Raw genomic sequence first — 23,987 nt, 5'->3', positions numbered from 1 at the left:
TTAATGAATACCCAAAGCCATTTTTGCATAGCGTGTCATCTTATCAATTGACCATGCTGGCTCCCATACAAAGTTAACATTTACTTGGCTAACTTCTTCAATTGGTTGGAGAGCTCTTTCAATCATCTCCGCTAAAACATCTGTTAGAGGACACCCCATGGTTGTAAGTGTCATTTTAATTTCACAAAGACCATCAGCATTAAGATCGATTTCATATATTAAACCCAAATTTACAATATCAACCCCTAGTTCTGGATCAATTACATCTTCTAACTTTTCAATAATATCGTCTTTTACCTCTTCAATGTCTCGATTAACCATGTTGTTTTCCCCCTCTAAACTATCTAAAATAAGTGTAAAATTTTTCTGCCATTTCCACAGTTGTTTCTTGCGATACCTTGTGTCCGCCACCTTGCGTCGTTGTAAATGAAACCTTATCAGCATAAGAGTGATCTTTTATACGATCATAAAATTCCTTTGTAGGTTTGTATGGAACCATTCTGTCAGCTGTCGCATGCCAAAAATGAACTGGTCTTCCAGCTATCTTCTGTGGATTTCTTGATAAATCAATTATCGACAGCTGTTCTAATTCTTTTTCAACATAGGCTGGATCTATATCTTGTACTCCCGGTATTTTATCTAGCAAAGTCCGTGCAAACTCTACAGGTCGTGGTGAGCCCATTAAGCAAACTGCTGCCGTTATCTCAGAATAAATACTCAATAAAGCACATGTTGTTATTCCACCCATTGATAAACCACTAACGCCAATTTTATCTTCTTTAATACCATATTCATCTTTGTAAAATTTTATTATATCTGGAAATTCCTTTACTGAATTCGCAATTATTTGCCAGAACTGTAATTGATGCTTTTCAGCAGGACCATCTGTTGCTCTATCTCCATGGTAAATTGCATCAGGCAACACAACTCGAAAGCCTTTTTTTGCAATTTCATAGCCTTGAGTTAAAACACGTTCCTTGCACCCAGTCCAACCATGATAAAAAATTACTAGCGGTAGACTTTCATCCTTCCTGTCAGCTAAAACTACCTCTAAAACAGGAATATTTTTGATGCTTTTTGATTCAACAATCATCATTTTGCTATCGCCTCCATATAATTATGTAGTAATTATACACCGATATATGTACCAAACTCTAGTAAAAATAATGCTTTTATGGTATCTTAAATTCTACGAGTTTTAAAAATGAGGTGTTTTCTTTGGAACAAAAATTAATTGCATTAGATTTAGATGGTACAACTTTGAACGCAGATTCACTTATTAGCAAAAAAACAAAAGATGTTCTTCAACGTGCTAGCCAGGAGGGACATATTGTCTCAATAGTCACTGGTCGACCTTTTCGTATCTCAAAAAATTATTATGATGAGTTAAATTTAAAAACCCCTATGATTAATTTTAACGGTGCACTTGGTCATATACCATACAGACACTGGCAAAATGAATATCAAGATACTTTTTCACGCGAAATTGCTTTTGACTTACTAAAAAATAAAGATACTTTAGGAATTAAATTAATTGCCGCAGAAGCAAAATCAATGATGCTTGCTGATAGTGTTAATTCTTTAATTGATGGTTTTTTTCCTACAGCACTCGCCAAAAGTCAAGTCTTGAACGAACATAACCTTGTTGATGACCCAGCATCAATTACTCTTCTCGTCGAAGAAAAATCAAAGGAAAAAATTATTACTGCTTTAAAAGAAAACTATGGTGATTATATCGAGATTGGGGTATGGGGTGGTAAGAATCCTATTTTGGAATTAGCTCCAAAGGGAATTACAAAAGAAAAAGGTGTTCGCCTTTTGGCTAATGATTTCAAAATTGATCGCAAAAATATTATTGCTTTTGGTGACGAGCATAATGATTATGAAATGATTGACTATGCAGGTTGGGGCGTTGTCATGAAAAATGGGACAGAAACTCTCAAAAAAATTAGTAATGATATAACTAACTTAGATAACACTAAAGATGGTCTTGCAATCTATCTTGAAAAATATTTAGGATTAGCTCAATAATAAAACTGGAAATACTTAATAAAGGATTAGGTCAATTAACTTACTGACCTAATCCTTTATTTATAAAAATATATAAACACTTTATAACTATCCATTCAAATTAATTATAAAATCTGTCAATTAAAAAACGAATTATATTAAAGCCCTATATCGTAACTCAACAAATCCTCATAAGTCTCTCTTCTGATAACTAATTTATCCTCACCATTTTCACAAAAAACAACAGCTGGTCTTGGATTTCTATTATAATTACTAGCCATTGTATATCCGTATGCACCAGTTGATGGAATTGCTAAGATATCTCCAGAATGAGTTATTGGTAGTAGTGCATCTTTAACTAAAATATCTCCAGATTCACAATATTTACCAACGACTGTAACAATTTGCTCCTTTAGAGCATTTGGTTTATTAGCTAAAATTGCATCATACTTTGCTTGATAAAGTGCTGGTCGTATATTGTCCCCCATTCCCCCATCAACAGCAACAAAATGACAAACACCTTCAACATCTTTTCTCGAACCTACTGTATACAATGTAGATCCTGCTTCTGCAGCAAGGGAACGACCGGGTTCAATCCATATTTCTGGAAAAACAAGATTAGCTTCCGTAATCTTCTTTTTGACTTCTGCAATTATTTGTTCAACAAAATCTTCTGCTGGAAGCGGTTCGTCACTGTCAACATAGCGTGCCCCAAAACCACCGCCAAGATTTAGTAACTTAGCTGAAAAATCAAATTCATCATTCCACTCTTTTAGAAGGGAAACCATCTTATCTACGGCCATTACAAAACCCTTAGCCGCAAAAATTTGAGAACCGATATGACAATGGACACCTACAACATTCATACGAGGATTATCTAAAAGCATTTTTAAGGCTTTCTTTGCTTGCCCACTATGTACATCAAAACCAAATTTTGAATTTTCCTGTCCAGTTGAGATATATTTATGAGTTTCAGCCTCAATACCTGGCGCGACACGTAAGACTACTGCTATTTTTGTATTTTTTTCTTTCAATATTTTGTCTAGATATGCTATTTCTTGAAAATTATCAACAACAATACAGCCAATTTTTGCATCAACAGCCATCTCGAGTTCTATAGGCAATTTATTGTTTCCGTGAAATTCAATTCTTTCTGCTGGCATACCACCTTTTAAAGCAGCAACTAACTCTCCACCAGAAACAACATCACATCCTAACCCCTCATTTGTAATTAGTTGATACATTGCGACAGCTGAAAATGCTTTACTTGCATAAGTAACACGATAAGGGACACCAGCTTCTATAAAAGCCTGTTTGAAGTGATTTATCTGATTTTTTATTTTTGTTACATCGTAAACTATCAATGGTGACCCATATTTAGCTATGAGTTTTAATGCATCAACCCCGCCGATTGTTAAATGCCCTGCTTCATTTGTTACGACTTCATCTGATAAATTTGCCAACTTCAAACATCCTCTCTTTTCATAAAAATCATCTTAATTTAAAACAAAAAAGCTGGGAATTATATCCCAGCCATACACATATACCTAATTATTCATCACTCTTGAGAACTCCGCCTACACTATAACGGTTTTTTTGCATCTCACTAAGAATAACGTGGACATGTTCAGCTGGTGCCCCAGTATTTTTACTGACAGCTTTAGTTACATCTTCCACGAGGTGTTTAAGTTGATCTTGTGTACGCCCTTCAATCAAGTCAATATGTACAATTGGCATCTTTTCTCCTCTTTTCCGTAAGTCATTAATTACTATCTTTATTAAAACAGAAATAATATTAGAAAGCAATTAAAAATCCTAAAAATGCTATCTAAAATAAAGATTTCTTTCAATCTTTATTAATTGTTTAACTTCTTATCGTTTTTAACTTATTTTTACGACTAAGTATATTCTCTTCATAAATAAATATTATTATTAATTTAATTTTTATTTAGCAAACCATCGAGTAAAACTTGCATTTTCTTTACACCATAAAGTAATGCTATGCTAGAATTAATTTAATAAAATAATTTTGAAATAGAAAGAGGAAATAAATTGGCTTTTAAAGAACAAAGTTTTTCAGCCTGTACAAGTGTCCTAGTTGGTAAAAAAGCAAGTATTGATGGTTCAATAATGATTGCTCGAAATGAAGATGCAAAAACTGCATGGCCAAAACATTTTTTTGTATATAACAGTAAACAAAATGATACTGAACAAATTTTCACTTCACTAGATAATGGATTTACGATGAAGCTTCCTCAAAATAGTGCTCGTTACACAGCAACTCCCGAGTGGACAAACAAATATGGTGTTTTTGCCGAAGACGGATTCAACGAGTATGGAGTAGCTATGAGTGCAACCGAAAGTGCATATGCTAATGAACGAGTACTTGGGGTTGATCCGCTAGTTTCAAGTGGAATTGGTGAAGAAGCAATGGTAACTGTGACACTTCCCTATATTCATTCTGCCCGAGAAGGTGTTGCCTACCTAGGAAATATCATCTCTCAAAAAGGTGCAAGTGAGTCCAATGGTATTTTGTTCGCAGATCAAAAGGAATGTTGGTATATGGAAATTGCAACTGGTCATCATTGGGTAGCGCAAAGAATTCCAGATGATTCTTATGCAGTTGTTGCTAATCAATTAGCCATTCAAGAAATTGATTTTACAGACGCAGTAAATTTTATGTTTTCACCCAATATTGAAAATTTTGTCTCACAGAATCATCTAAATGTTGATCATAATGGATTCAACTTTCGTAAAATATTTGGAACACAAGATTTAAGTGATTCAATTTATAGTACACCTCGCGTTTGGTATGGACAAAAATATTTAAATCCTGAAATTCACCAAGACCCGATGAGTCAAGAACTACCTTTTATTCGTAAGGCTAGTCAGAAAATTAGTCGCGAAGATGTTGAATTTATCTTAGCTTCACACTTTCAAGGAACGGATTATGATCCAATTGGCCAAGGTCCAGAAAATTTAAAACATAAATTTCGACCAATTAGCCTTGCCAAAACACAAGAGTCCCATATTCTACAAATTCGACCTAACTTTCCGAGTGAAATTGCAGGTATCCAATGGCTTTCAATGGGTGTAACAGCACAGAGTGTCTTCGTACCTTTCTACTCTTCAATCTGTGATACACCAGAATCATATAAGATTGGCACTGATACTTACAGTTTTAAATCTGCCTACTGGAAATATAAATTATTAGGTGTTTTAGTAGATAGCAATTACCTACAATTTGGTGAGAAATTAAAAGCAATGCAAAAAGAAGTAAGAATCGAACTAAACAATCGAGTTAAAAAAATTGACAACCAGGTACTAGCAAAAGAAGTTCAAGAAAATGTTCGTGACTTCATTACTGCCGCTTCTATTGATAATTCACTTTATGCTATCAAGCAAGTTGAAGATTTAACCGCCCAATTAATTACAGAGGCAACTGCATTTTCACCTCTGAATTTCAAAACAGATGCTAATCTATAAAAAAACAGGTCAATATTTAAAATTGGCCTGGTTTTCTCTAAATTATTATAAATATTTCCATTTTTTTAGACATTGACTTCAAGATGTTCAACATTGACTGCAGCTGTCAGCTCACCTGCGTTAGAACCTTTTAACCGCAACATTTGGGTCTTATCGTTTAGTTCAAGTGTCATTTTTTCATCCATATAAATTTTACTATAGCCCTTATACAAAAAAGGGCCCATATTAGTTTCAAGTTTCTCGTCATAATCATGCGAATCAACATCTGGATCAACTAAAAGAATTCTAAATACAGAGTCCAAAGAACAAACACCAACTCGAGAAAAGGCGCCTACACCGTCATCAAAATCAAGCAATATTTTAACATTTGCATTACCAATTTTACTTTGTAATTTTTCTTGTGCCATTGGAGTAACATTTAAATACATCTCATAACCTCCATTCAATATTTACTTACAATGTAATTGTACACGATATATCTAAAGACTCAATGTATTTGTTTCTAAAAAGTTAGTAATCATATAATTTAAGGAGTACTTAATTATGCAAGACAATATTCAAGAACTTATTTTTGGCGATATTCAATTTGATGTACGTCAAGAAATATGTTCGCAGCATATCCTTATCACGCATTTCAGCAAAGAAAATATTAGCGCATTAAAAAATAATAATGGCAAAACTCATTTTTATATGTCACAAGAGCTTTATTCACTAGTTCAAAAACTTATCAAGTTCGGTTTTCTTAATAAATTTGAACTACATTCAAAAATAATCCCTGGTGAATATCCACAAACCATTGTTGATACGAAAGTAACAATTTACAAAAATGATGACTCCTTGTTTGGCTCAATGGCTGTAATTGCGTATTCAAATAAAATAGACAAGTCTATTTTTTACTGCCATTCTTATACAGAAAATGGTGCTCATAAAAAACGAATTAAAAATTGGAAAAAAATAATTAGGAACTCAGACCTTGATAATATTTACTTCGATAAAAGTATGAATTCAAATGAAAAATTATCTGTGCCTAATGAAAATAGTATTCAAAAAGCTTTTACTGAATTTCTCTTAGAAGCAAATTCTAGTGATGCGAAAGTTCTTTTTTCTCCTCTAAATCCTACACGTTTGTTTAGATACAATGAAATTGCTAGACAAAATGGTATTGATATTTTATGGCAAGAAGACTTTGCTAACTTACTACTTTTTTTCTATCCAAAAATAGACTTAACTTTGGCGTATACTAATCCGCAAAAAACACAAGTCATCAAACAAGTGGAAACAAAGAAAAAAATTGTTCCCACTCTAGTATATACAGATTATTATATTGATCCTTTACTCCAAAATATTAGCACCATAGAAATACCCTTTAATTTCAAATCTCTGATTACTCCAATTAATAATCATCAAATTATACAATTAAAAAAAGACTTAGAAATCCAAACAATTACTTTTATTTAGTAGTTTTGCTAACAACATTAATCGACTGTTATTTTAAATATTCGGAAAAAAACTTGCTAACTCTATTTTGGTATTCAATTGGATGTTCATAATAAGCCATTGCGTGTCCTGCCTTAGGAACAACCCATAGCTTTTTAGTTCCTTTTGTGGCTTTATAATTTTGATAAACCATCTTTGTTGGTACAAACGTGTCTGCACCTCCATGAATGAAATACATTGGGAGTTTATTCTTGCGCAATTGTTTCAGTGAATTTCCATCTTTAAAATTAAAACCAGCCTTTATATCTGTATACCAAGCTGCAGTGGTAATCAGTGGTTCCTTTGGAAGATTAAATAAAGTCTTTAATTCATGTGTCAATTCACCTTCGATACTTGAATACCCAGAATCCTCAACAATCGCCTTGACTTGTTTAGGTAATTTTTCGCCACTTACCATCATAACAGTAGCACCACCCATGCTAACACCAAAAAGTCCTATTTCAGATTGATTACCATTTCTAGCAACTACCTGCTTAATCCATTTAACGTAATCTAATCTATCTGGCCAGCCAAATCCAATATATTTTCCCTGACTTTGTCCAGCCCCACGATCATCAGGTGCCAACACATTATAGCCAAGTTCATGGAACATCCGAATATAACTGGCCATATCCTTATGATTTTCTTGATATCCGTGAGCAATAATTATTGTTTTATTAGTTGGATACTTCGCAGAAATATAGGCAGCATGAAGTTTCAAATTCTGTCCCGCAGATATTTCGCTCCAATTTTCTTGTTTTACATTGCTCAACCATTTCTTGTCAATTGCCTGTCTGTGTTCTTTTTTAGCTGGCACAGTTGAATTTAACGGCTTTTGTGGCTCAAAGGCAAAATTATAAAGATATGCGCTTGCTCCACCTATAACACCAATCAATATAACAATTAAAACACTAAATACTATCAAAAAAATTTTTTTCTTATTCATATTATTCTCCATCCAACACTTAATCTATCCCAAAAAAAGGGCCCGTTCAATATAATTTTGATCAGGCCCTTTTGTATGTTCAATTTTTTTAAATCAAATTCATACATCTCTACTCAAAATAATTAATTTTCATAAAATTGGTGACAATAATCGTGAGAAATATTGTTTAAATTTAAGCCACAACGACTGTTTTTTAAAATCTTCAATTGTTAGTTTTGTTGATTTTTCAATATCCTTTTTAAAAATATCACTTAATTGCTCACTAATTTCTTGGTCATATAAAAAAGCATTTACTTCAAAATTCAGCTTAAAACTTCGATAATCCATATTGGCAGAACCTACAGAAGAAATTTTGTCATCAACAACTAAAGTTTTAGAGTGCAAGAATCCATTATCATATTGGTATATTTCAACACCATTCGCAATAAGCGACTGTGCATAATATTGTGTAGCTCGATACACAAATGGATGATCAGGCATTGAAGGAATCATTATTTTTACTTTGATTCCTGAAAATGCGGCAAGCGAAAGTGCTTCTAAGATAGGATCGTCAGGAATGAGATACGGAGTTTGTATCATAATATAATCCGTAGCATTGTTAATCATTTTAATGTAACCTAATTTTATCTTTTCAATGTCATTATCTGGCCCACTCGATACAATCTGAATGCTTGTTTTTCCTTGACGTTTCACTAAAGGAAAATAACTTTCTTGATATTCAATACGATCTTGTTTTGGTGCAGTTGCATTCCAATCCATAAAAAACCTAGATTGCATAGAATCCGTGGCATTTCCTTGTACTCGAATATGAGTATCTCTCCAATAACCAAATTTTTTGCTCTTGCCTAAATATTGGTCACCAACATTAAATCCACCAATATATCCAATTTTTCCATCAATAATCACCAATTTACGGTGATTTCGATAATTCAAACGAAAACTTGAAAAACTTCGTCCAGAACCAAAAAATGCTTCTGCATGTCCACCTAATTCTTCCAATCGTGCAAAAAATTTCTTTGTTGTCCCATGTGAACCAAAACTATCATAAATAACTCTTACCTGAACACCTTCTGCTGCCTTTTTTTCAAGTAAATGCAATAATTTATTTCCTATTTCATCATCATAAAAAGTATAATATTCAACATGCACATGATTAATGGCTCTTTCAATATCAGCAAATAATCTTTTAAATTTTTCTTTACCATCAGTCAACAATTCGACTTTATTGTGCTTGGTCAAAACCGCATTATCAGTCTCTAAAAAAAGATGGACCATCTCACGAGCAGTATCAGTTATTGCATCCGCCGGTAATAACTCTTCTTCATTCCATTGTTCCTTTTGTAAATCAACTAATTGATCAATCCCAATTTGCTTTTGTGTTCGAATATCATCAATTTTATTTCTAGACAGTTTTTTCCCAATAAAGAGATACAAAATAAACCCGATTATTGGCAATAAAAGCAACACTAATAGCCACGCCCACGTCGCAGAAATTTCACGTTTCTCCCTAAAGACCGTGAAAACTGCAAAAACCAAGTTCAAAATAAAAATACTTTCAATAATCATTAGTGTTATAGACAATTAGTTTCCTCTTCTCCAATTTTTGCTAAAATATCAAAAATTAAATATCTAAACACGAGTGTACACTGTATTAAACCATTTGTCATTTTATATAACCTAATACAACCAATAACTAGAAACAAAATCAACTCTTTATTTTTTTCTTAACCAAGAAAATATATTCGTAAAGAATCCCTTTTTTTCAACTTCTTTAATATCCATAAGAGGTACTGTTTCTCCTTGCAACCTTCTAGCAATATTGCGATAGCCCTTGGCTGCTGGATTTGTTTCATCCAAAACAATAGGTTCTCCCTTATTTGAAGTGCTGATAACTTTATCATCGTCGAACACTATTCCTAACAAATTAATAGATAAATGATGTGTTATTTCATCAATATCCATAACTTGTCCATCATTCATCATATGTGTCCTAATTCTATTTATAATTAATTGCGGTGCTTCCTCTAAACCAGCTTTTTCAAGCAAGCCAATCACCCTATCTGCATCTCTTACAGCTGAAATTTCAGGTGTTGAGACAACAATTGCTTGGTCTGCACCCGCAATTGCATTTAAAAAACCCTGTTCAATTCCAGCAGGACAATCAATTATTACAAAATCAAAATCCGGCTTTAATTCATCGACTATTTCCTTAACTTCACCAGGTTCTAATGCTGATTTATCAGCATTTTGTGCAGCTGGCAATAAAAAAAGTTTGTCTTCAAATCTCTTATCCTTTATCAAAGCTTGATGAAGCTTAGCTCTTCCCTTTGCTACATCCACGATATCATAAATAATTCGATTATCTAATCCAAGAATGACATCTAAATTTCTTAATCCAATATCCAAATCAAGCAAACAAACTTTTTTATCAGAGAGTGCGAGTGCAGTCCCTAAATTTGCAGAAGTAGTTGTTTTCCCAACTCCGCCTTTTCCAGAAGTAACTACAATTGCCTTGCCCATCTTTAGTAACCTCCCATATGCGCAAATAATTTTGGCCTAATTTTTTTTATTTGTTCCCGCTTTGTGTAGTCCAAAACATGCAAATCATTCACATAAACTACAGTTTCTTCATCTTTTGATATTACTTCCTGGTTTTCCGAAATAATGTCTACTACATCAGCGATTCTAACTTGCTGTGCTTTTGATACATTACCTACAATAATTGCTTGCGCATCAGTTAGATAGCCTGCATGGACTATTCCTTCACATTTTCCAAGTAAAAAAATATTTCCACTGGCTTTCAAAATACCACCTTTGTGCAAATTACCAATAAATAAAGCATCGCCCTTAATATATTCAACCTGTCCATTACGAACTGTATTCGCGCTAAGATGAACAGTTTTACTTTCAACCATTTCAATAGCATCTTGAATCAACATAACATCAGAAGTAACCTTATGTATCGAAAATAGCGGATAATCACTGACAATATCCTCTATTTTCTTTTTTTCATCAGCACTTAAAAGTCTTTTACCTGTATTAATATTAAAAGAAATAGGCTGTATTGCATCATTTTTTTTATCGTTTTGCAATTCAGAAAAAAGCGCTACTAACTCTGTAAGAACGTCTTCAAATTTTGAATTTGCACGTATCGATATTGTATATCCACCTTTATGACCTTTTAAAACAACATTTTGCATATAATGCCACCCCTTATCTCGAGGAACCCTCCATCAAACTTTTTATTGGCAGATACAAAATTACAAAAGCTGCCAGATTATAAGCTAGAGTGGGTCCAAGTGTACCGCTGATAAAATTTGTTAGTGAAAGACTTGTAAATCCAATCAGCACATTAATCCAATAAAATAGCAATGTTAGAAGTGCAATATCTATTAGATATATTAATAGTACCACAATAAAGGAAGGTGTAAAAAAACTATACATCATTTTGGTTAAATAAAGTATAAGTGGAATCAACATAAAAAATGGACCAATGACACCGGTATAAAATAGGTCAAACATAAGGCCAATCGTAAACGCCCAAAAATAAGGGTGCTCAACTTTTGCAAAAAAAACTCCCATTACAATCCATAGAAGAAAAAGTCGACTTTCAATGGACATAGTATTTGTAAAAAAACTCCCCGCAAATTTTTCACTTAACGAACCATCTAAAAAAAAGGCAACAAATAAACCTATGGGATAATAATAACGTATTTTAGAAATTCTCATCAAAACACCTTCTAATTCGTTCTCTCTGCAACAGTTACTATATTAAGATTTGTTAAATCTGCTGCAGGCTTTATCTCAACTTTTGAAGCTAGTCCATAGTCATCTTTTTCAATTTTTGTGACAGTTCCAACGTAAATGCCTTGTGGTGAATTTCCACCCATACCAGAAGTTATCACTCTATCTCCTTTTTTCATCGTCTTTTGAGAATCGATTTGCCCCATTATCAATCTATTTGTATTTGAATTATAACTTGTAATCAATCCATTAACAGATCCATCGCTTGTCAAAATAGTTGTTGCAAACCTGTTTGCACTATCATTTTCCGTACTAATTAATTCAATTTTACTATTAGTTTTATTCACTTCTGTAACTCTACCAATCAAACCTTTATCTGAAAGTACAGCTTCATTTTTTTTAACACCTGCTAATGAACCTTTACTTATAATCAACTGATTTTGCCAAGAAGAAGGAGTTCTTGCTAAAACATATGCTGTAACTGAATTATAATCAGTCAGTGTTTTATTTAACTTCAATTGCTTTTTTAAAGCAATATTTTCTTTCTTAATAGCTTGATTTGAAACTTTTTCTGATGCAAGACTGTCAACTTGTTTTTTTAACTTCTGATTTTCTTGATAAGTATTAAGTAAATTCCCAACAGAACTTCCAACATTCCCAACAGCACTAACTGGATAGCTGACAACCCTATCTACTAATCCTGCAGCATCATTTCCAAATTGCTGAATAATGGGGGGAGTCGACCTATTGTTTCTAACTGTAATTGATAGAGCAACTAATACAAAACCAATAATCAATGTAACAAGTACAATGATAAGTCTTTTATTGAAAAAAAATCTTTGCATAATTTCCTCCACTTAAACTCAAAGACATATTCAAAAATTAAGAGGTTGGATAAAATTCCCCCAACCTCCTAATGTGACACGCTTCAGCTGTCCTTATTATCTTTTTTTCATTATCTCAATACTTTTAAGTGATTCACCAGTTCCAATTGCTACACAGTCCAATGGTTCTGACGCAATAAACACTGGGACCTTTGTGGCATCTGCAATAACTTCTGGCAAATGACGTAATTGAGCACCACCGCCTGTCAAAACAATGCCATGATCAATAACATCTGCAGCAATTTCAGGTGATGTTTCCTCAAGAGTTTCTTTAATAGCTGAAATAATTTCTTGAACAACTTCTTGAATTGCTTGAGCAACATCAACAGCCTCAATATCGATAGTTTTTGGTAATCCACTTAATAAATCACGCCCACGGATTGTTTGACTATCTAATTCTTTAGCAGCCTCAATAGATGCTGATGCAACATCCATTTTTAATTGTTCGGCAGTTCTTTCTCCAATCAATAAATTATGATGCTGACGAACATAATAAATTATTGATTCATCTATCTTGTCTCCAGCCATTCTGATAGAACGACTCGAAACAATTCCACCCAACGAAATCGTTGCCACATCAGTTGTACCACCACCAATATCAACAACCATACTACCCGTTGGATCCATAACTGGTAAACCGGCCCCAATTGCTGCAGCAAATGGTTCTTCAATAACATAGGCATCGCGTGCACCAGCTACTCTTGTCGCATCAATTACTGCTCTTTTTTCAACTTCAGTTACTCCACTAGGAACACAAACCATCACATAAGGTTTACCAGTTTTATGACCTAAAGCTTTTTGAATATAATATTTCATCATTGCAACCGTTGTATCATAATCAGCGATTACACCGTCTTTCATTGGGCGAATAGCCACAATGCTCGCTGGTGTACGTCCAATCATATCACGTGCTTCAGAACCAACTGAAACAACCTCACCAGTTTTTGTATTCTTAGCCACAACTGAAGGCTCACGTAATACAATACCTTTACCTTCGGCATACACAATCGTATTAGCCGTTCCTAAATCTATTCCAATATTCTTCGTCCCGATTCCGAACACTATAAATTCATCCCTTCACATTGCCTCATTATAAAATAACGCACTTTATCAATATTATCTTAATTATATCATAATAATCAGATGACGTTTACTAAAAATTGCTTACTCGTATAGCATACTCAACAAAAAAATAAAAGTCTTGAATTATCACTATTCTTAATCATTCTTTATACTATCTTATTGTAACAAATGAACATTAACAGCTTGTGGTCCACGTTTACCAATAGCGACAACAAATTCCACCCTTTGTCCTTCAGTTAATGTTTTATATCCTTCTGTCTTTATCGCAGAAAAATGTACAAAAACATCTTGCTTATCGTCATCTGGTGTAATAAATCCATAACCCTCATCCTTCTCAAAAAAATGAACTGTACCTGTAAGCATCAAAACACATCCTTCTTCTAATTAAGCTAATAAAAAGTTTAGCATATTCATGCATCATGAACAAGGAATTCAAAGACTATCTTTAAGAAAGAATCTTTTCTTCTCGCATACTTAAATAACTTTCTGATCCAACAATTATATGATCAAGTAATCCAATTCCAACCAAATTACCACACTCCTCAATTCTTTTAGTCAATTGTAAATCATTTTTTGAAGGAGTAGTATCTCCACTTGGGTGATTATGTACAATCATTATTCTTGCCGCAGAATATTGCAAAGCAAATCGAAATATTTCACGTGGATGAACAGTTGCTGTATCCAAAGTACCCTTAAAAATATTTTTTTTTGCAATAATTTGGTTCTTTGTATCTAATAAAATTACAGTCAATATTTCCTGCAAATGCATTCCAAGCTCCAAAGACATTGTTTCACCAATTTCTTGACTCGTATATATTTTTCCTAATGTAAATCGTGGGCGCTTGTTGAGCCTTTCAGATAGCTCACACAGCGCCTTAAACATTATGACACTGTGTTCATCTTCTAAAATATCTAACAATTCAACTTCCGAAAGTTCTTTTAATTGGCGCAAATCAGTATATTGTAAAAAAAATCTGGCAACTGCCTGTTCTGCTTTCTTTTTGCCTAAAAAGCCATATACAAACAGAAAAAAGAGCTCCTTTTGACTTAAGCTATCACCTTTATGTACAGCTAATCTTTGTTTGATTTCTTCCACATTGTATCCACTAGTTAACATTAAAAAACCCCTTTCGTAATTAACTACGTGAACGAAAGGAATTCAACTTATTTTTGCAAAAAATTTTTAACCTGATAAAGATTTTCAAAAACAGCTTGGGTCTTTTCTTCAATTTCTTTATTAGGTTGAACTAAATCCGGAATCATTATTACTGGAATATTAGCATTATTAGCAGCATATATACCATTATATGAATCTTCTAAAACCAATGCCTCTTCTTTGTTATTTTCACCAGAAATTTGCCAGGCACGTTCAAAGATATCCGGCTCTGGTTTTGCTTTTTCTACATCATTTGCGGAAACAATTTCAGAAAAATATTTGCCTATTTTGGCTGTTTCTAAAAAGAAATTGATTGCATCACGATCATTGCTAGAGGCTAAAATGCTAGGAACTTTTGATTCTTGCAGATATTTTGCCAATTCTATAAAACCTTTTTTTAGAGGCAACCCGTTATCTTCAATAACTTTAAAAACTTGTTTTTTACTCAATTCAAAAAATTTGGAAATCAGGTCTTCACTATCATAATCCTTACTCATTTCAGCAAACATCTTATCGTTACCAGCACCAATAAACCGGCGATAATAGTCCATTGAGTATGTCATACCCAATTTTCTTGCAGCTCTTTGATTTGCTTCAAAGTAAATTTTTTCAGAATCCACCACTAACCCATCCATATCAAAAATCACTAATTTTAGGTCCATCTATACATCTCCCACATTGTCTAAAAAGTAATGTCGTACTTCAGAAATAAAATATAAAGATCCTGTAATTAAAATCAGATCCTCTTCTGACATTTGTGCAACAATTTCAACTAATGCTTTTTGCCAATTTTCAGCAAATAAAATTCCCTCATCTTTTTCAGTAATCTCTCCAACCTTGGCCACTGGGCGTGGGCCTAAAAATGTTGTTGCGTATATTGTTGTATTGGGAAGGCAATTTAATTGAAAAAACATTTCTCGTGGCTGTTTGTCTGCTAAAATTGCAGCAATTATGTAAATATGTTGGTGATTGAACCTTTTCTTGATAGTTTTTGTAATCATGTTAATAGCAGCAACGTTATGAGCACCGTCAAGGACAACCAAAGGATTTTCACTCACTGGTTCAAATCTTCCTGGCCAATTTGCCTTCTTTATCGCTAACCGAATCTCTTTAGAATTTATATGCCAGTGTTTTTTTCTTGCAGTAATTAAAAAAGCACTAAGTGCCACCGCTGCATTTTCCCGCTGAAATTCTCCCATCAAAGATATCTGTAAATTATTAATTTTCAAATTAAAGCCCTGATAATCAATAATTTCGCCCCACAAGATTTTTTTTGACGACTCCTTATAGAAATAATCTTTCCCCGATATATATAATTTTGAACTTTCCAATTCTGCTTTTTTTGAAATTACATCTAGAGCCTCTTCAGGAATATTTCCAACCACAACCGGTTGACCTTTTTTGATTATTCCAGCCTTATGTCCAGCTATTTGCCCTAAAGAACTGCCAAGAAGCTTGGCATGATCATGCGCTATTGTCGTTATCACTGACACAAGCGGCTTAACAATTACATTAGTTGAATCAAATGTCCCACCTATGCCGACTTCAATAATTGCAATGTCAACCTTTTCTTGATAAAAATACAAAAACATTAATGCAGTAACTATTTCAAATTCAGTAGGGCCACCACCTTTTCCAGACAGCTCCTCATCTAGCGCAGCAACGACCGGTAAAATATAGTTTACCAACTTTACAAGTCTATCATTAGGGATCATTTGCTTATTAATCTGTATTCGTTCATTAAATCTAACAATAAATGGTGAAGTAAATGTTCCAACTTTTAACCCTTGACTCTCCACTAGTTCTCTTAAAAAGGCAACAGTTGATCCCTTGCCATTTGTTCCTGTTACATGAATTGTTTCCACACTTGATTCAGGATTACCTAAGCGTTGCAGAAACAACTTCATTCTATCCAGAGTTGGAATCTTCTTAAACTTTGTTCGTCCATGAATAAAAGAAAGTGCTTGCTCATAGTCATCAAATACCATTGTTTTCAACCCTTCTTGTTCTCCAACTAATTGTACATTAAATTACTAAACAGAACAAACAACTTTTATACCAATTCTTCAAAAATAATACTGTTTTAATCACCTGTCACTACCTCATTATTTCTAGTTTGTTTTCAATACTAACAAAAATTTTAATCATTATCTGCTTTTAATTTATAAAATACATTTAAATTACTAAAAAAAGCTTTGTCAAGTTTTTGCTTTATGACTCAGCCTCAGTTTTAAAAAATAATTATAATATTTTTTCTTATTTTTAATCCAAATGAAATAAATCTCTAGTGTATACTTTATTGCGAACATCGGCTAATTCATCATTAAAACGATTTGCAACAATCACATTACTATTTTCTTTAAATCTAATTAACTCTTTTTCAATCATATATCCCTGAAAAACTGTCTGCTCTTTTAACATTGGTTCGTAAATTAAAATTTTTATATTTGGACGTATATTTTGCAATTCATTAATGACACCTTGGATTGAACTTTCCCGAAAATTATCGCTATTTTGCTTCATTGTTAGTCTATAAATACCAATAACTGGACTCTTTATCCAATTATTATTTTCAATTAATTTTAAAATCTGTTCTGCAATAAATTTTTTTCTGGTTGAATTAGATTTTACAATTGCTTCAATCAGATTTTGTGGCACATCCTTATAGTTTGAGAGTAACTGCTTTGTATCCTTAGGCAAGCAATAGCCACCATAACCAAATGAAGGATTGTTATAATTAGTTCCTATTCTAGGGTCTAAACCTATACCAGAGATAATTTGCTCAGTATTAAGTTTCTTTGTCTCTGCATAGGTATCCAGTTCATTAAAATAGCTAACTCTTAATGCTAAATACGTATTTGAAAACAATTTCACTGCTTCAGCCTCATTATATCCCATTACAAGTGTTGAAACATCCTGATCAAGTGATCCGTCTTTCAATAATTTCGCAAAGTTTTGTGCATTATTTATTTCTTTTTTACTTGCTAAATCAGTACCCACAATAATTCTTGAGGGATGTAAATTATCATATAATGCCTTACTTTCTCTTAAAAATTCTGGGCTAAAAATTATATTTTCTAAATTAAGTTCATTTTTTATTTTCTTCATAAATCCTACAGGAACAGTCGATTTTATAACGATTACTGCTTTTTCATTATAATTTCTTACTAATCTTATAACTTGCTTAACAGAAGAAGTATCAAAAAAATTTTTTTCACTATCATAATTTGTAGGCGTTGCTATTATAACAAAATCAGCGTTTTTGTAAGCTTTTTCCGCATTAGTTGTTGGAATCAAATTCAATTCACGTGTGGCTAAATATTCTATGATTTCTTTATCTGCAATAGGTGAAATATTCTCTTTTAAAAGTTTTATTTTTTCTTCATTGATATCTACTGCAAAAACTTCATTTCTTTGTGCCAACAAAACCGAAATGCTTAGTCCAACATAACCTGTTCCAGCAACTGCTATTTTTAAGCCTTTCTGCTTTGTCATATCGTCAAATCCTCTTTCCTAAAGATTACTTAAGATTATTTTTTTGATTGTAAATTTTCAGTGAGTCATCAAAAACCTCATTTTTATCATGCTCAATAAAATCTTGCATCGTTCTTTGTGAATTCTTAGTTGCACGCCCTCGTGCTTTTTTTTGCCTAAATTCCTCTTCGGATTTGGTAAAGTAATGATTAATTTGGACTTTATTAGTACTCACACTTTCTGAGAATGGGCCATCTATTTCTTGCCTTTTTTCATTCACTGCATGATAACTTGGTAAATAGTAAGCTCCATGTGGATCATTTAAAAAACCCACTGTCTTTCTAGGATCTACAATTGATTTCACATGAACATTTTTCCGAAAATCTTTTTTTGCCCTATATAAAAAATTATTAGTTAAAAGTCCTTGTGGTTTCTTTTTCAAAAAAGAGGAACCAAATATTTGCCAATTAATTACGAATCCTCCAACATGTGAATCTGCAAAATAATTATTCAGTAAATTAATAAATGTTGTTCGGCCATCTTTCAGAAAAATAAATTCATCGGCATCCAAAAAACCCATGTATCTGGAGTATCTACCATATCTGTTTAGCGCATCATTATATGCATCCATTTGTCTTCCAGTACCGCTAAAATTTACATAAGTAACCTTTTCTTTGAACGGTTCTATTACCCTTTTTAGGTTATCTTGACTGTCATTATCATAAATATAGAAATGTTCCACACCTAATGAGTTATAATACATAAGCCATTCTTTAATATATTCTGCTTCATTTTTTACAATCATTGTCATTGAAAGTTGATATTTCACTTCAGAATAATCATTCTTTTTAAGCCATAATTTAGCTAACAATGCAGCTCCATTTATGATTGCCCTTAGTTCACTTTTTTTCAACGCTTGTCCCGTTTTTTTTTCATACGGTAAATTAATAAATAATTGAGTTCGCCTAATACTACAATGCAGTGCCTTCTTTAAACTCATAATATGAAAGTCTCCTTTGTATCAAAAGCACTTTTAAAAAGTACAATAGCTATTTCCCAAAATTCTAAAGAATATTTTTGAATATTTTATGAATTAACAATTAACAATTTATGAATTAATACACTATTAGCCTATTCTCTAAATTTAAGGTACTCCAAAACTTTGCTATGGGTAATTTTAGCGTTTGTCTTATAAACCACTCTTATTCATAATAATTTTTTTGTCTATATATAATTGTATCGTCCATACCATCTTCACTAGTACTCCACACATTTCATGTAAGAACTAACTCATAACAAAAAATTAAGGCAATATTTGACTATTAACCTAATTTCTTTAAAATACGGACTCAAAGTTTCAAAGACTACAGTCGATCTTAGCTTCACTTTCAGTGTAAAATAAAAAGTTCTGATATTAACTGACTTTCACCAATTAATACCAGAACTAAACTTCGATTGTTTAAACCTACTTCAAAAATATCCTAAAATTCATTAACTTATATTCTACTTTGCTTATTGGCCAAGTTAGTTCCTTTTCAGTGCTATGATTCTTTCCTTTGTTGCCTCTAATTTTATTTGGTAACCCCTAAGTTTCTCTTTTTCTTGAGCAACAACTTCCATAGGAGCATTGGCAACGAAACGTTCATTACCCAATTTCTTTTCTCCACGAATAACTTCGCCTTCTAATTTTTTTACTTCCTTTTGAAGCCTTATAATTTCTTCATCAATGTTGATTAAATCTGCAAGAGGCAAGTAGACTTCGGCACCCGTGATAATAGATGTCATTGCCAAATCAGGTGCAATCACATCTGCACTAATTTCGAGTTTCTTAGGATGACAGAAACGTTCAATATAATCAACATTAGCTTCAAAAATACTTTTAGTCTTTTCATTAGATGTTTTAATTAAGATTTCAATTGCACTTGACATTGGCGCATTAACTTCAGCACGGCTATTACGAACAGCTTTGATTAACTCAATCAAATTCTCCATTTCTCCTTGCGCAATTTCATCTACATCAGCAGCATTATATTCAGGATACTTTGCAGTCACCAATGATTCGCCATCGTGCGGCATTTCCAACCAAATTTTTTCAGTAACAAATGGCATGATTGGATGTAATAATCTCAGAGTCTGATCAAGAACATAACACAAAATATTTTGTGTGTCTTTCTTTGACTGTTCATCTGTTCCATTCAAATCTTCTTTTGACATCTCTATATACCAATCACAAAAGTCATTCCAAATGAAATTATAAAGTGCTCTGCCAGCTTCACCAAACTCGAAGCTATCAAACAAACGTGTAACATCACCAATTGTTTCATTTAAACGACTAATAATCCATTTATCTGATAACTTCCATTGTTTCTTTGCAGGTAATTGTGCTGTCGTTTCATCATCAAGATTCATAATAACGAACCGGCTAGCATTCCAAATTTTATTAATGAAATTCCAAGCAGCATCCATCTTTGTATAACTGAAACGTACATCTTGACCAGGAGCAGAGCCATTGGATAGGAACCAGCGTAATGCATCTGAACCGTACTTATCAATTACATCCATTGGGTCAATTCCATTTCCCAAAGATTTACTCATTTTTACACCATTTTCATCACGTATCAAGCCATGAATAAGAACGTGCTTAAATGGACGCTTTTTTGTAAATTCAAGACTTTGGAAAATCATTCTTGAAACCCAGAAAAAAATAATATCGTATCCTGTAACTAGGGTATCCGTTGGGAAGTAGCGTTTATAGTCAGCTGCATTCTCATCTGGCCAACCCATTGTAGAAAACGGCCACAATGCACTTGAAAACCAAGTATCCAATACATCTTCATCTTGAACCCAGTTTTCGAGATCTTTTGGTGCTTCTTCACCAACATAGATTTCTCCAGTATTTTTATGGTACCAAGCAGGTATTTGATGTCCCCACCATAATTGTCGTGAAATTACCCAGTCATGAACATTTTCCATCCACTGTGTAAATGTATTCTCAAAACGACTTGGTACAAAATTTACTCTTTGTTCTGAATCCTGATTTTCCAAGGCAACTTTTGCTAGTGGCCTCATCTTAACAAACCACTGTGTCGATAAGCGTGCTTCAACCTGGACACCAGTACGTTCGGAATGACCAACACTATGAGTGATTGGTTCAACGCGCAATAAGTAGCCAGCGGCATCAAGATCAGCCACAATTGCTTTACGTGCTTCAAAGCGATCCATTCCTTCATACTTACCAGCATTCGCATTCATCGATGCATCATCATTCATGGTATTAATTCTTTCCAAATTATGACGATTGCCAACAGCAAAATCATTAGGGTCATGTGCCGGTGTAATCTTAACCATCCCTGTTCCAAATTCAGGATCCACATATTCATCAGCGATAATCTTAATTTGACGACCTTGCAATGGTAATGTAAGTGTTTTCCCAACAATTTCCTTGTAACGCTCATCATCCGGATGAACTGCAACCGCAACATCTCCCATCATTGTTTCGGGCCTTGTAGTTGCTATTTCGATGTAATCTTTTCCGGCAAATGTAGTCCCATCTGAAAAAGGATATTTAACGTGATAAAATGCACCTTTTATATCCTTATGAATAACTTCAATATCAGATAATGCTGTCCTAGCTTTAGGGTCCCAGTTGATGATGTATTCACCACGATAAATCAGGCCTTTATTATAAAGATTCACAAAAACTTTACGCACAGCTTTTGAAAGACCCTCATCTAATGTAAATCGTTCACGATCATAGTCCAAAGAAAGTCCTAATTTCTTCCATTGTTTGTGAATAATATCTGCGTATTCATCTTTCCATTCCCAAACAGTTTCGATAAACTTCTCACGGCCTAAATCGTAACGAGAGATATCTTGTTCTGCTAGACGTGCTTCAACCTTGGCTTGCGTCGCAATACCTGCATGATCCATTCCAGGTAGCCACAAAGTGTCAAAACCTTGCATTCTTTTTTGACGTATAAGCATATCTTGCAAAGTAGTATCCCATGCATGTCCTAAATGTAATTTTCCAGTAACATTAGGTGGTGGAATTACAACAGAATATGGTTTTGCTTTTTTATCACCATTTGGCTTGAATACTCCCTGTTTAAGCCACTTTTCGTAGCGCCCTTTTTCAACTTGTTGTGGTTCATATTTTGTTGACATTGTTATTTCTTTTGTCATTATCCCAACTCCTTTTTTTATTTTTGTAACAAAAAAACCGTCCTAATAAATAATATAGGACGATTTTCACCGTGGTACCACCTAAGTTGGGCATTTAACCCCTCTTAATTCTATATTAACGAACCATCAGTCCGGTCAAACTTACGCATGAACAATAAAATTCACTTCAGTCCAACAGCTTACAAGCTACAATCCTGAAATAAGTTGAAGGTCTCTCAGCTAAAAACCTAGTTTCTGTGCAACTGTGTTTTCAAAATCCTCTTGTATTCGCTTATGGAGTATATCATAGCTTGGTTACATCAACTCGTCAAGCGCAATCATAAAAATTCTGCAAAACTATCACTTGTTTCTGTTAAAAATCTGTCATCACTTTTAATTTCCGTAATAGTAATTCCATCTAGCGCCCTTTTAATTAATCCTTCGATATCTAGTCGTGCCTCATATAACCGTGCCTTGTCTAGACGTGGCTTGGTTTTTGGAGCTGGCGGCGCAAAAATTGTGCAACAATCTTCAAACGGCATAATCGACAAGTTAAACGTATCAATTTTTTGCGCAATCTCAATAATTTCATTTTTATCCATTGACACAACAGGTCGTAATACAGGAAGTGTTGTCACATCATTTATCGCCACCATACTTTCAAGCGTTTGGGAAGCTACTTGTCCGAGGGCCTCTCCATTAAAAATCGCTAATCCTTCACGTTTTTTCGCAATCAATGTTGCCAATCTCAACATGAAACGTCTCTGTACAGTCATCAAATAACCTGATGGTACATCATGTTTTACAGTTTCTTGAATCTCAGTAAAGGGAACTTGAATAAATTTGATATTGCCAACAAAAGGTGCAAGTTTGGCAGTTAATTCTTTAGCTTTATTTAAGGCTTGCTCACTTGTATATGGAGGACTATAAAAATGTACCATTTCGATTGCAACTCCACGCTTCATTGCTAAGTACCCTGCAACAGGTGAATCAATTCCGCCTGACAACATTAGCATTCCTTTACCTGCAGTTCCAACTGGCAATCCTCCAGCACCTTCGATTGTTTTACTTGAAAGAAAAATTCCATTACTACGAATCTCAACACGTAAAATAACATCCGGATTCTTCATTTTTACTTTGATGTTTGGAATGTTATCGAGAATATATCCCCCAAGTAGGTCATTCATTTCATTAGTATCTAATTTAAAATCATGATCAGAACGTCTCGTGTTAATTTTAAAAGTCATTCCTTCAAAAAATTGCTCCCTCAGCAATTCAACTGCCCTTTGTTTGACAGAGTCAACATCTCGAGCAACTTTAATAGAAGGTGAAAAATTTTGAATTCCAAAGACTTGTTCTAATCTCTTCATAACGCTTGTGCTATCTTCACCATTTAATTGGATATGCATTCTATCTCTATTTGCTTTAATCACTAATTTCGAGAAAGAATGTAAACTCTCTCTAACATTAAAACCTAATCTATCAATAAAACTTTTTCGATTTTTACCTTTAGTAGATAATTCGCCATAGCGAACCATTATTTCAGTATATTGCACGTTTTATTTCC

At 33.4% G+C, this 23,987-nt stretch carries 23 protein-coding genes; 3 read left to right on the top strand and 20 right to left on the bottom strand.

The genetic code is table 11. The features are described 5' to 3' along the window. The gene (locus FC80_RS05385) at window positions 1-321 is read right to left on the bottom strand and encodes a metal-sulfur cluster assembly factor (RefSeq protein WP_057829108.1); all 321 of its coding nucleotides are present in this window, start codon (window positions 319-321) and stop codon (window positions 1-3) included. A 19-nt stretch (window positions 322-340) separates the two neighbouring features. Beyond that, entirely contained in the window at window positions 341-1,096 is a 756-nt protein-coding gene (locus FC80_RS05380; RefSeq protein WP_057829107.1) for an alpha/beta fold hydrolase, read from the bottom strand. Window positions 1,097-1,218: 122 nt separating this feature from the next. Here FC80_RS05380 and FC80_RS05375 point away from each other — a divergent pair, with 122 nt between their 5' ends. Then, on the top strand, window positions 1,219-2,031 hold the full coding sequence (locus tag FC80_RS05375; protein ID WP_057829106.1) for a Cof-type HAD-IIB family hydrolase: 813 nt from the start codon (window positions 1,219-1,221) through the stop codon (window positions 2,029-2,031). A gap of 137 nt (window positions 2,032-2,168) precedes the next feature. On the opposite strand, the gene lysA is transcribed toward FC80_RS05375, so the two are convergent. Then, on the bottom strand, window positions 2,169-3,473 hold the full coding sequence (gene lysA / locus FC80_RS05370; RefSeq protein WP_057829349.1) for a diaminopimelate decarboxylase: 1,305 nt from the start codon (window positions 3,471-3,473) through the stop codon (window positions 2,169-2,171). 88 nt (window positions 3,474-3,561) lie between these two features. Beyond that, window positions 3,562-3,777 carry a 2-hydroxymuconate tautomerase gene (locus tag FC80_RS05365; protein ID WP_268872128.1) on the bottom strand — a complete coding sequence of 72 codons (216 nt, stop codon included), beginning with the start codon at window positions 3,775-3,777 and terminating at the stop codon, window positions 3,562-3,564. A gap of 285 nt (window positions 3,778-4,062) precedes the next feature. Between FC80_RS05365 and FC80_RS05360 the strand changes: the two genes are divergently transcribed. Beyond that, window positions 4,063-5,496 (top strand): C69 family dipeptidase, encoded by a 1,434-nt coding sequence (locus tag FC80_RS05360; protein WP_057829105.1) that lies wholly within the window; start codon window positions 4,063-4,065, stop codon window positions 5,494-5,496. 65 nt (window positions 5,497-5,561) lie between these two features. Here FC80_RS05360 and FC80_RS05355 read toward each other — a convergent pair whose 3' ends face one another. Further along, window positions 5,562-5,924 (bottom strand): iron-sulfur cluster biosynthesis family protein, encoded by a 363-nt coding sequence (locus tag FC80_RS05355; RefSeq protein WP_057829104.1) that lies wholly within the window; start codon window positions 5,922-5,924, stop codon window positions 5,562-5,564. A gap of 115 nt (window positions 5,925-6,039) precedes the next feature. On the opposite strand from FC80_RS05355, the gene FC80_RS05350 reads away from it, so the two are divergent. Next, window positions 6,040-6,954 (top strand): hypothetical protein, encoded by a 915-nt coding sequence (locus tag FC80_RS05350; RefSeq protein WP_057829103.1) that lies wholly within the window; start codon window positions 6,040-6,042, stop codon window positions 6,952-6,954. A 28-nt stretch (window positions 6,955-6,982) separates the two neighbouring features. Here the strand turns inward: FC80_RS05350 and FC80_RS05345 are convergent, their stop codons facing one another. The 15 genes from FC80_RS05345 to thiI form a co-directional block, all read right to left on the bottom strand. Then, on the bottom strand, window positions 6,983-7,918 hold the full coding sequence (locus FC80_RS05345; RefSeq protein WP_057829102.1) for an alpha/beta hydrolase: 936 nt from the start codon (window positions 7,916-7,918) through the stop codon (window positions 6,983-6,985). Window positions 7,919-8,047: 129 nt separating this feature from the next. Then, entirely contained in the window at window positions 8,048-9,499 is a 1,452-nt protein-coding gene (gene cls, locus FC80_RS05340; protein ID WP_057829101.1) for a cardiolipin synthase, read from the bottom strand. A gap of 132 nt (window positions 9,500-9,631) precedes the next feature. After that, window positions 9,632-10,438, bottom strand: coding sequence for a septum site-determining protein MinD (gene minD / locus FC80_RS05335; protein WP_057829100.1), 807 nt, complete (start codon window positions 10,436-10,438; stop codon window positions 9,632-9,634). Between the two features lie 2 nt (window positions 10,439-10,440). Further along, complete coding sequence (locus tag FC80_RS05330; protein WP_057829099.1) at window positions 10,441-11,118, bottom strand: septum site-determining protein MinC; 678 nt, start codon at window positions 11,116-11,118, stop codon at window positions 10,441-10,443. Between the two features lie 13 nt (window positions 11,119-11,131). After that, window positions 11,132-11,647: a rod shape-determining protein MreD gene (gene mreD, locus FC80_RS05325; RefSeq protein ID WP_057829098.1), complete on the bottom strand. Its 516-nt coding sequence runs from the start codon at window positions 11,645-11,647 to the stop codon at window positions 11,132-11,134. 11 nt (window positions 11,648-11,658) lie between these two features. Then, a complete protein-coding gene (gene mreC / locus FC80_RS05320) occupies window positions 11,659-12,507 on the bottom strand; it encodes a rod shape-determining protein MreC (RefSeq protein WP_057829097.1) in 849 nt (282 codons plus the stop codon). Window positions 12,508-12,603: 96 nt separating this feature from the next. After that, window positions 12,604-13,608: a rod shape-determining protein gene (locus tag FC80_RS05315; protein WP_057829096.1), complete on the bottom strand. Its 1,005-nt coding sequence runs from the start codon at window positions 13,606-13,608 to the stop codon at window positions 12,604-12,606. 177 nt (window positions 13,609-13,785) lie between these two features. After that, complete coding sequence (locus tag FC80_RS05310) at window positions 13,786-13,992, bottom strand: cold-shock protein (protein WP_057829095.1); 207 nt, start codon at window positions 13,990-13,992, stop codon at window positions 13,786-13,788. Window positions 13,993-14,074: 82 nt separating this feature from the next. Further along, window positions 14,075-14,746: a JAB domain-containing protein gene (locus FC80_RS05305; RefSeq protein ID WP_057829094.1), complete on the bottom strand. Its 672-nt coding sequence runs from the start codon at window positions 14,744-14,746 to the stop codon at window positions 14,075-14,077. A gap of 47 nt (window positions 14,747-14,793) precedes the next feature. Further along, window positions 14,794-15,447, bottom strand: coding sequence for an HAD family hydrolase (locus tag FC80_RS05300; RefSeq protein WP_057829093.1), 654 nt, complete (start codon window positions 15,445-15,447; stop codon window positions 14,794-14,796). Continuing rightward, window positions 15,448-16,773, bottom strand: coding sequence for a bifunctional folylpolyglutamate synthase/dihydrofolate synthase (locus tag FC80_RS05295; protein WP_057829092.1), 1,326 nt, complete (start codon window positions 16,771-16,773; stop codon window positions 15,448-15,450). Window positions 16,774-17,047: 274 nt separating this feature from the next. Beyond that, complete coding sequence (locus FC80_RS05290; protein ID WP_057829091.1) at window positions 17,048-18,280, bottom strand: nucleotide sugar dehydrogenase; 1,233 nt, start codon at window positions 18,278-18,280, stop codon at window positions 17,048-17,050. Between the two features lie 25 nt (window positions 18,281-18,305). Continuing rightward, a complete protein-coding gene (locus FC80_RS05285; protein WP_057829090.1) occupies window positions 18,306-19,259 on the bottom strand; it encodes a glycosyltransferase family 2 protein in 954 nt (317 codons plus the stop codon). A 524-nt stretch (window positions 19,260-19,783) separates the two neighbouring features. After that, window positions 19,784-22,441 (bottom strand): valine--tRNA ligase, encoded by a 2,658-nt coding sequence (locus FC80_RS05280; protein ID WP_057829089.1) that lies wholly within the window; start codon window positions 22,439-22,441, stop codon window positions 19,784-19,786. A gap of 317 nt (window positions 22,442-22,758) precedes the next feature. Beyond that, the gene (gene thiI / locus FC80_RS05275) at window positions 22,759-23,976 is read right to left on the bottom strand and encodes a tRNA uracil 4-sulfurtransferase ThiI (RefSeq protein WP_057829088.1); all 1,218 of its coding nucleotides are present in this window, start codon (window positions 23,974-23,976) and stop codon (window positions 22,759-22,761) included. Between the last annotated feature and the right edge of the window lie 11 nt (window positions 23,977-23,987).

The sequence above is a fragment of the Liquorilactobacillus cacaonum DSM 21116 genome (assembly GCF_001436735.1).
GTDB lineage: Bacteria > Bacillota > Bacilli > Lactobacillales > Lactobacillaceae > Liquorilactobacillus > Liquorilactobacillus cacaonum.
Note: the sequence above shows the minus strand (reverse complement) of the source record. Positions and strands in the feature narration are given on the sequence as shown.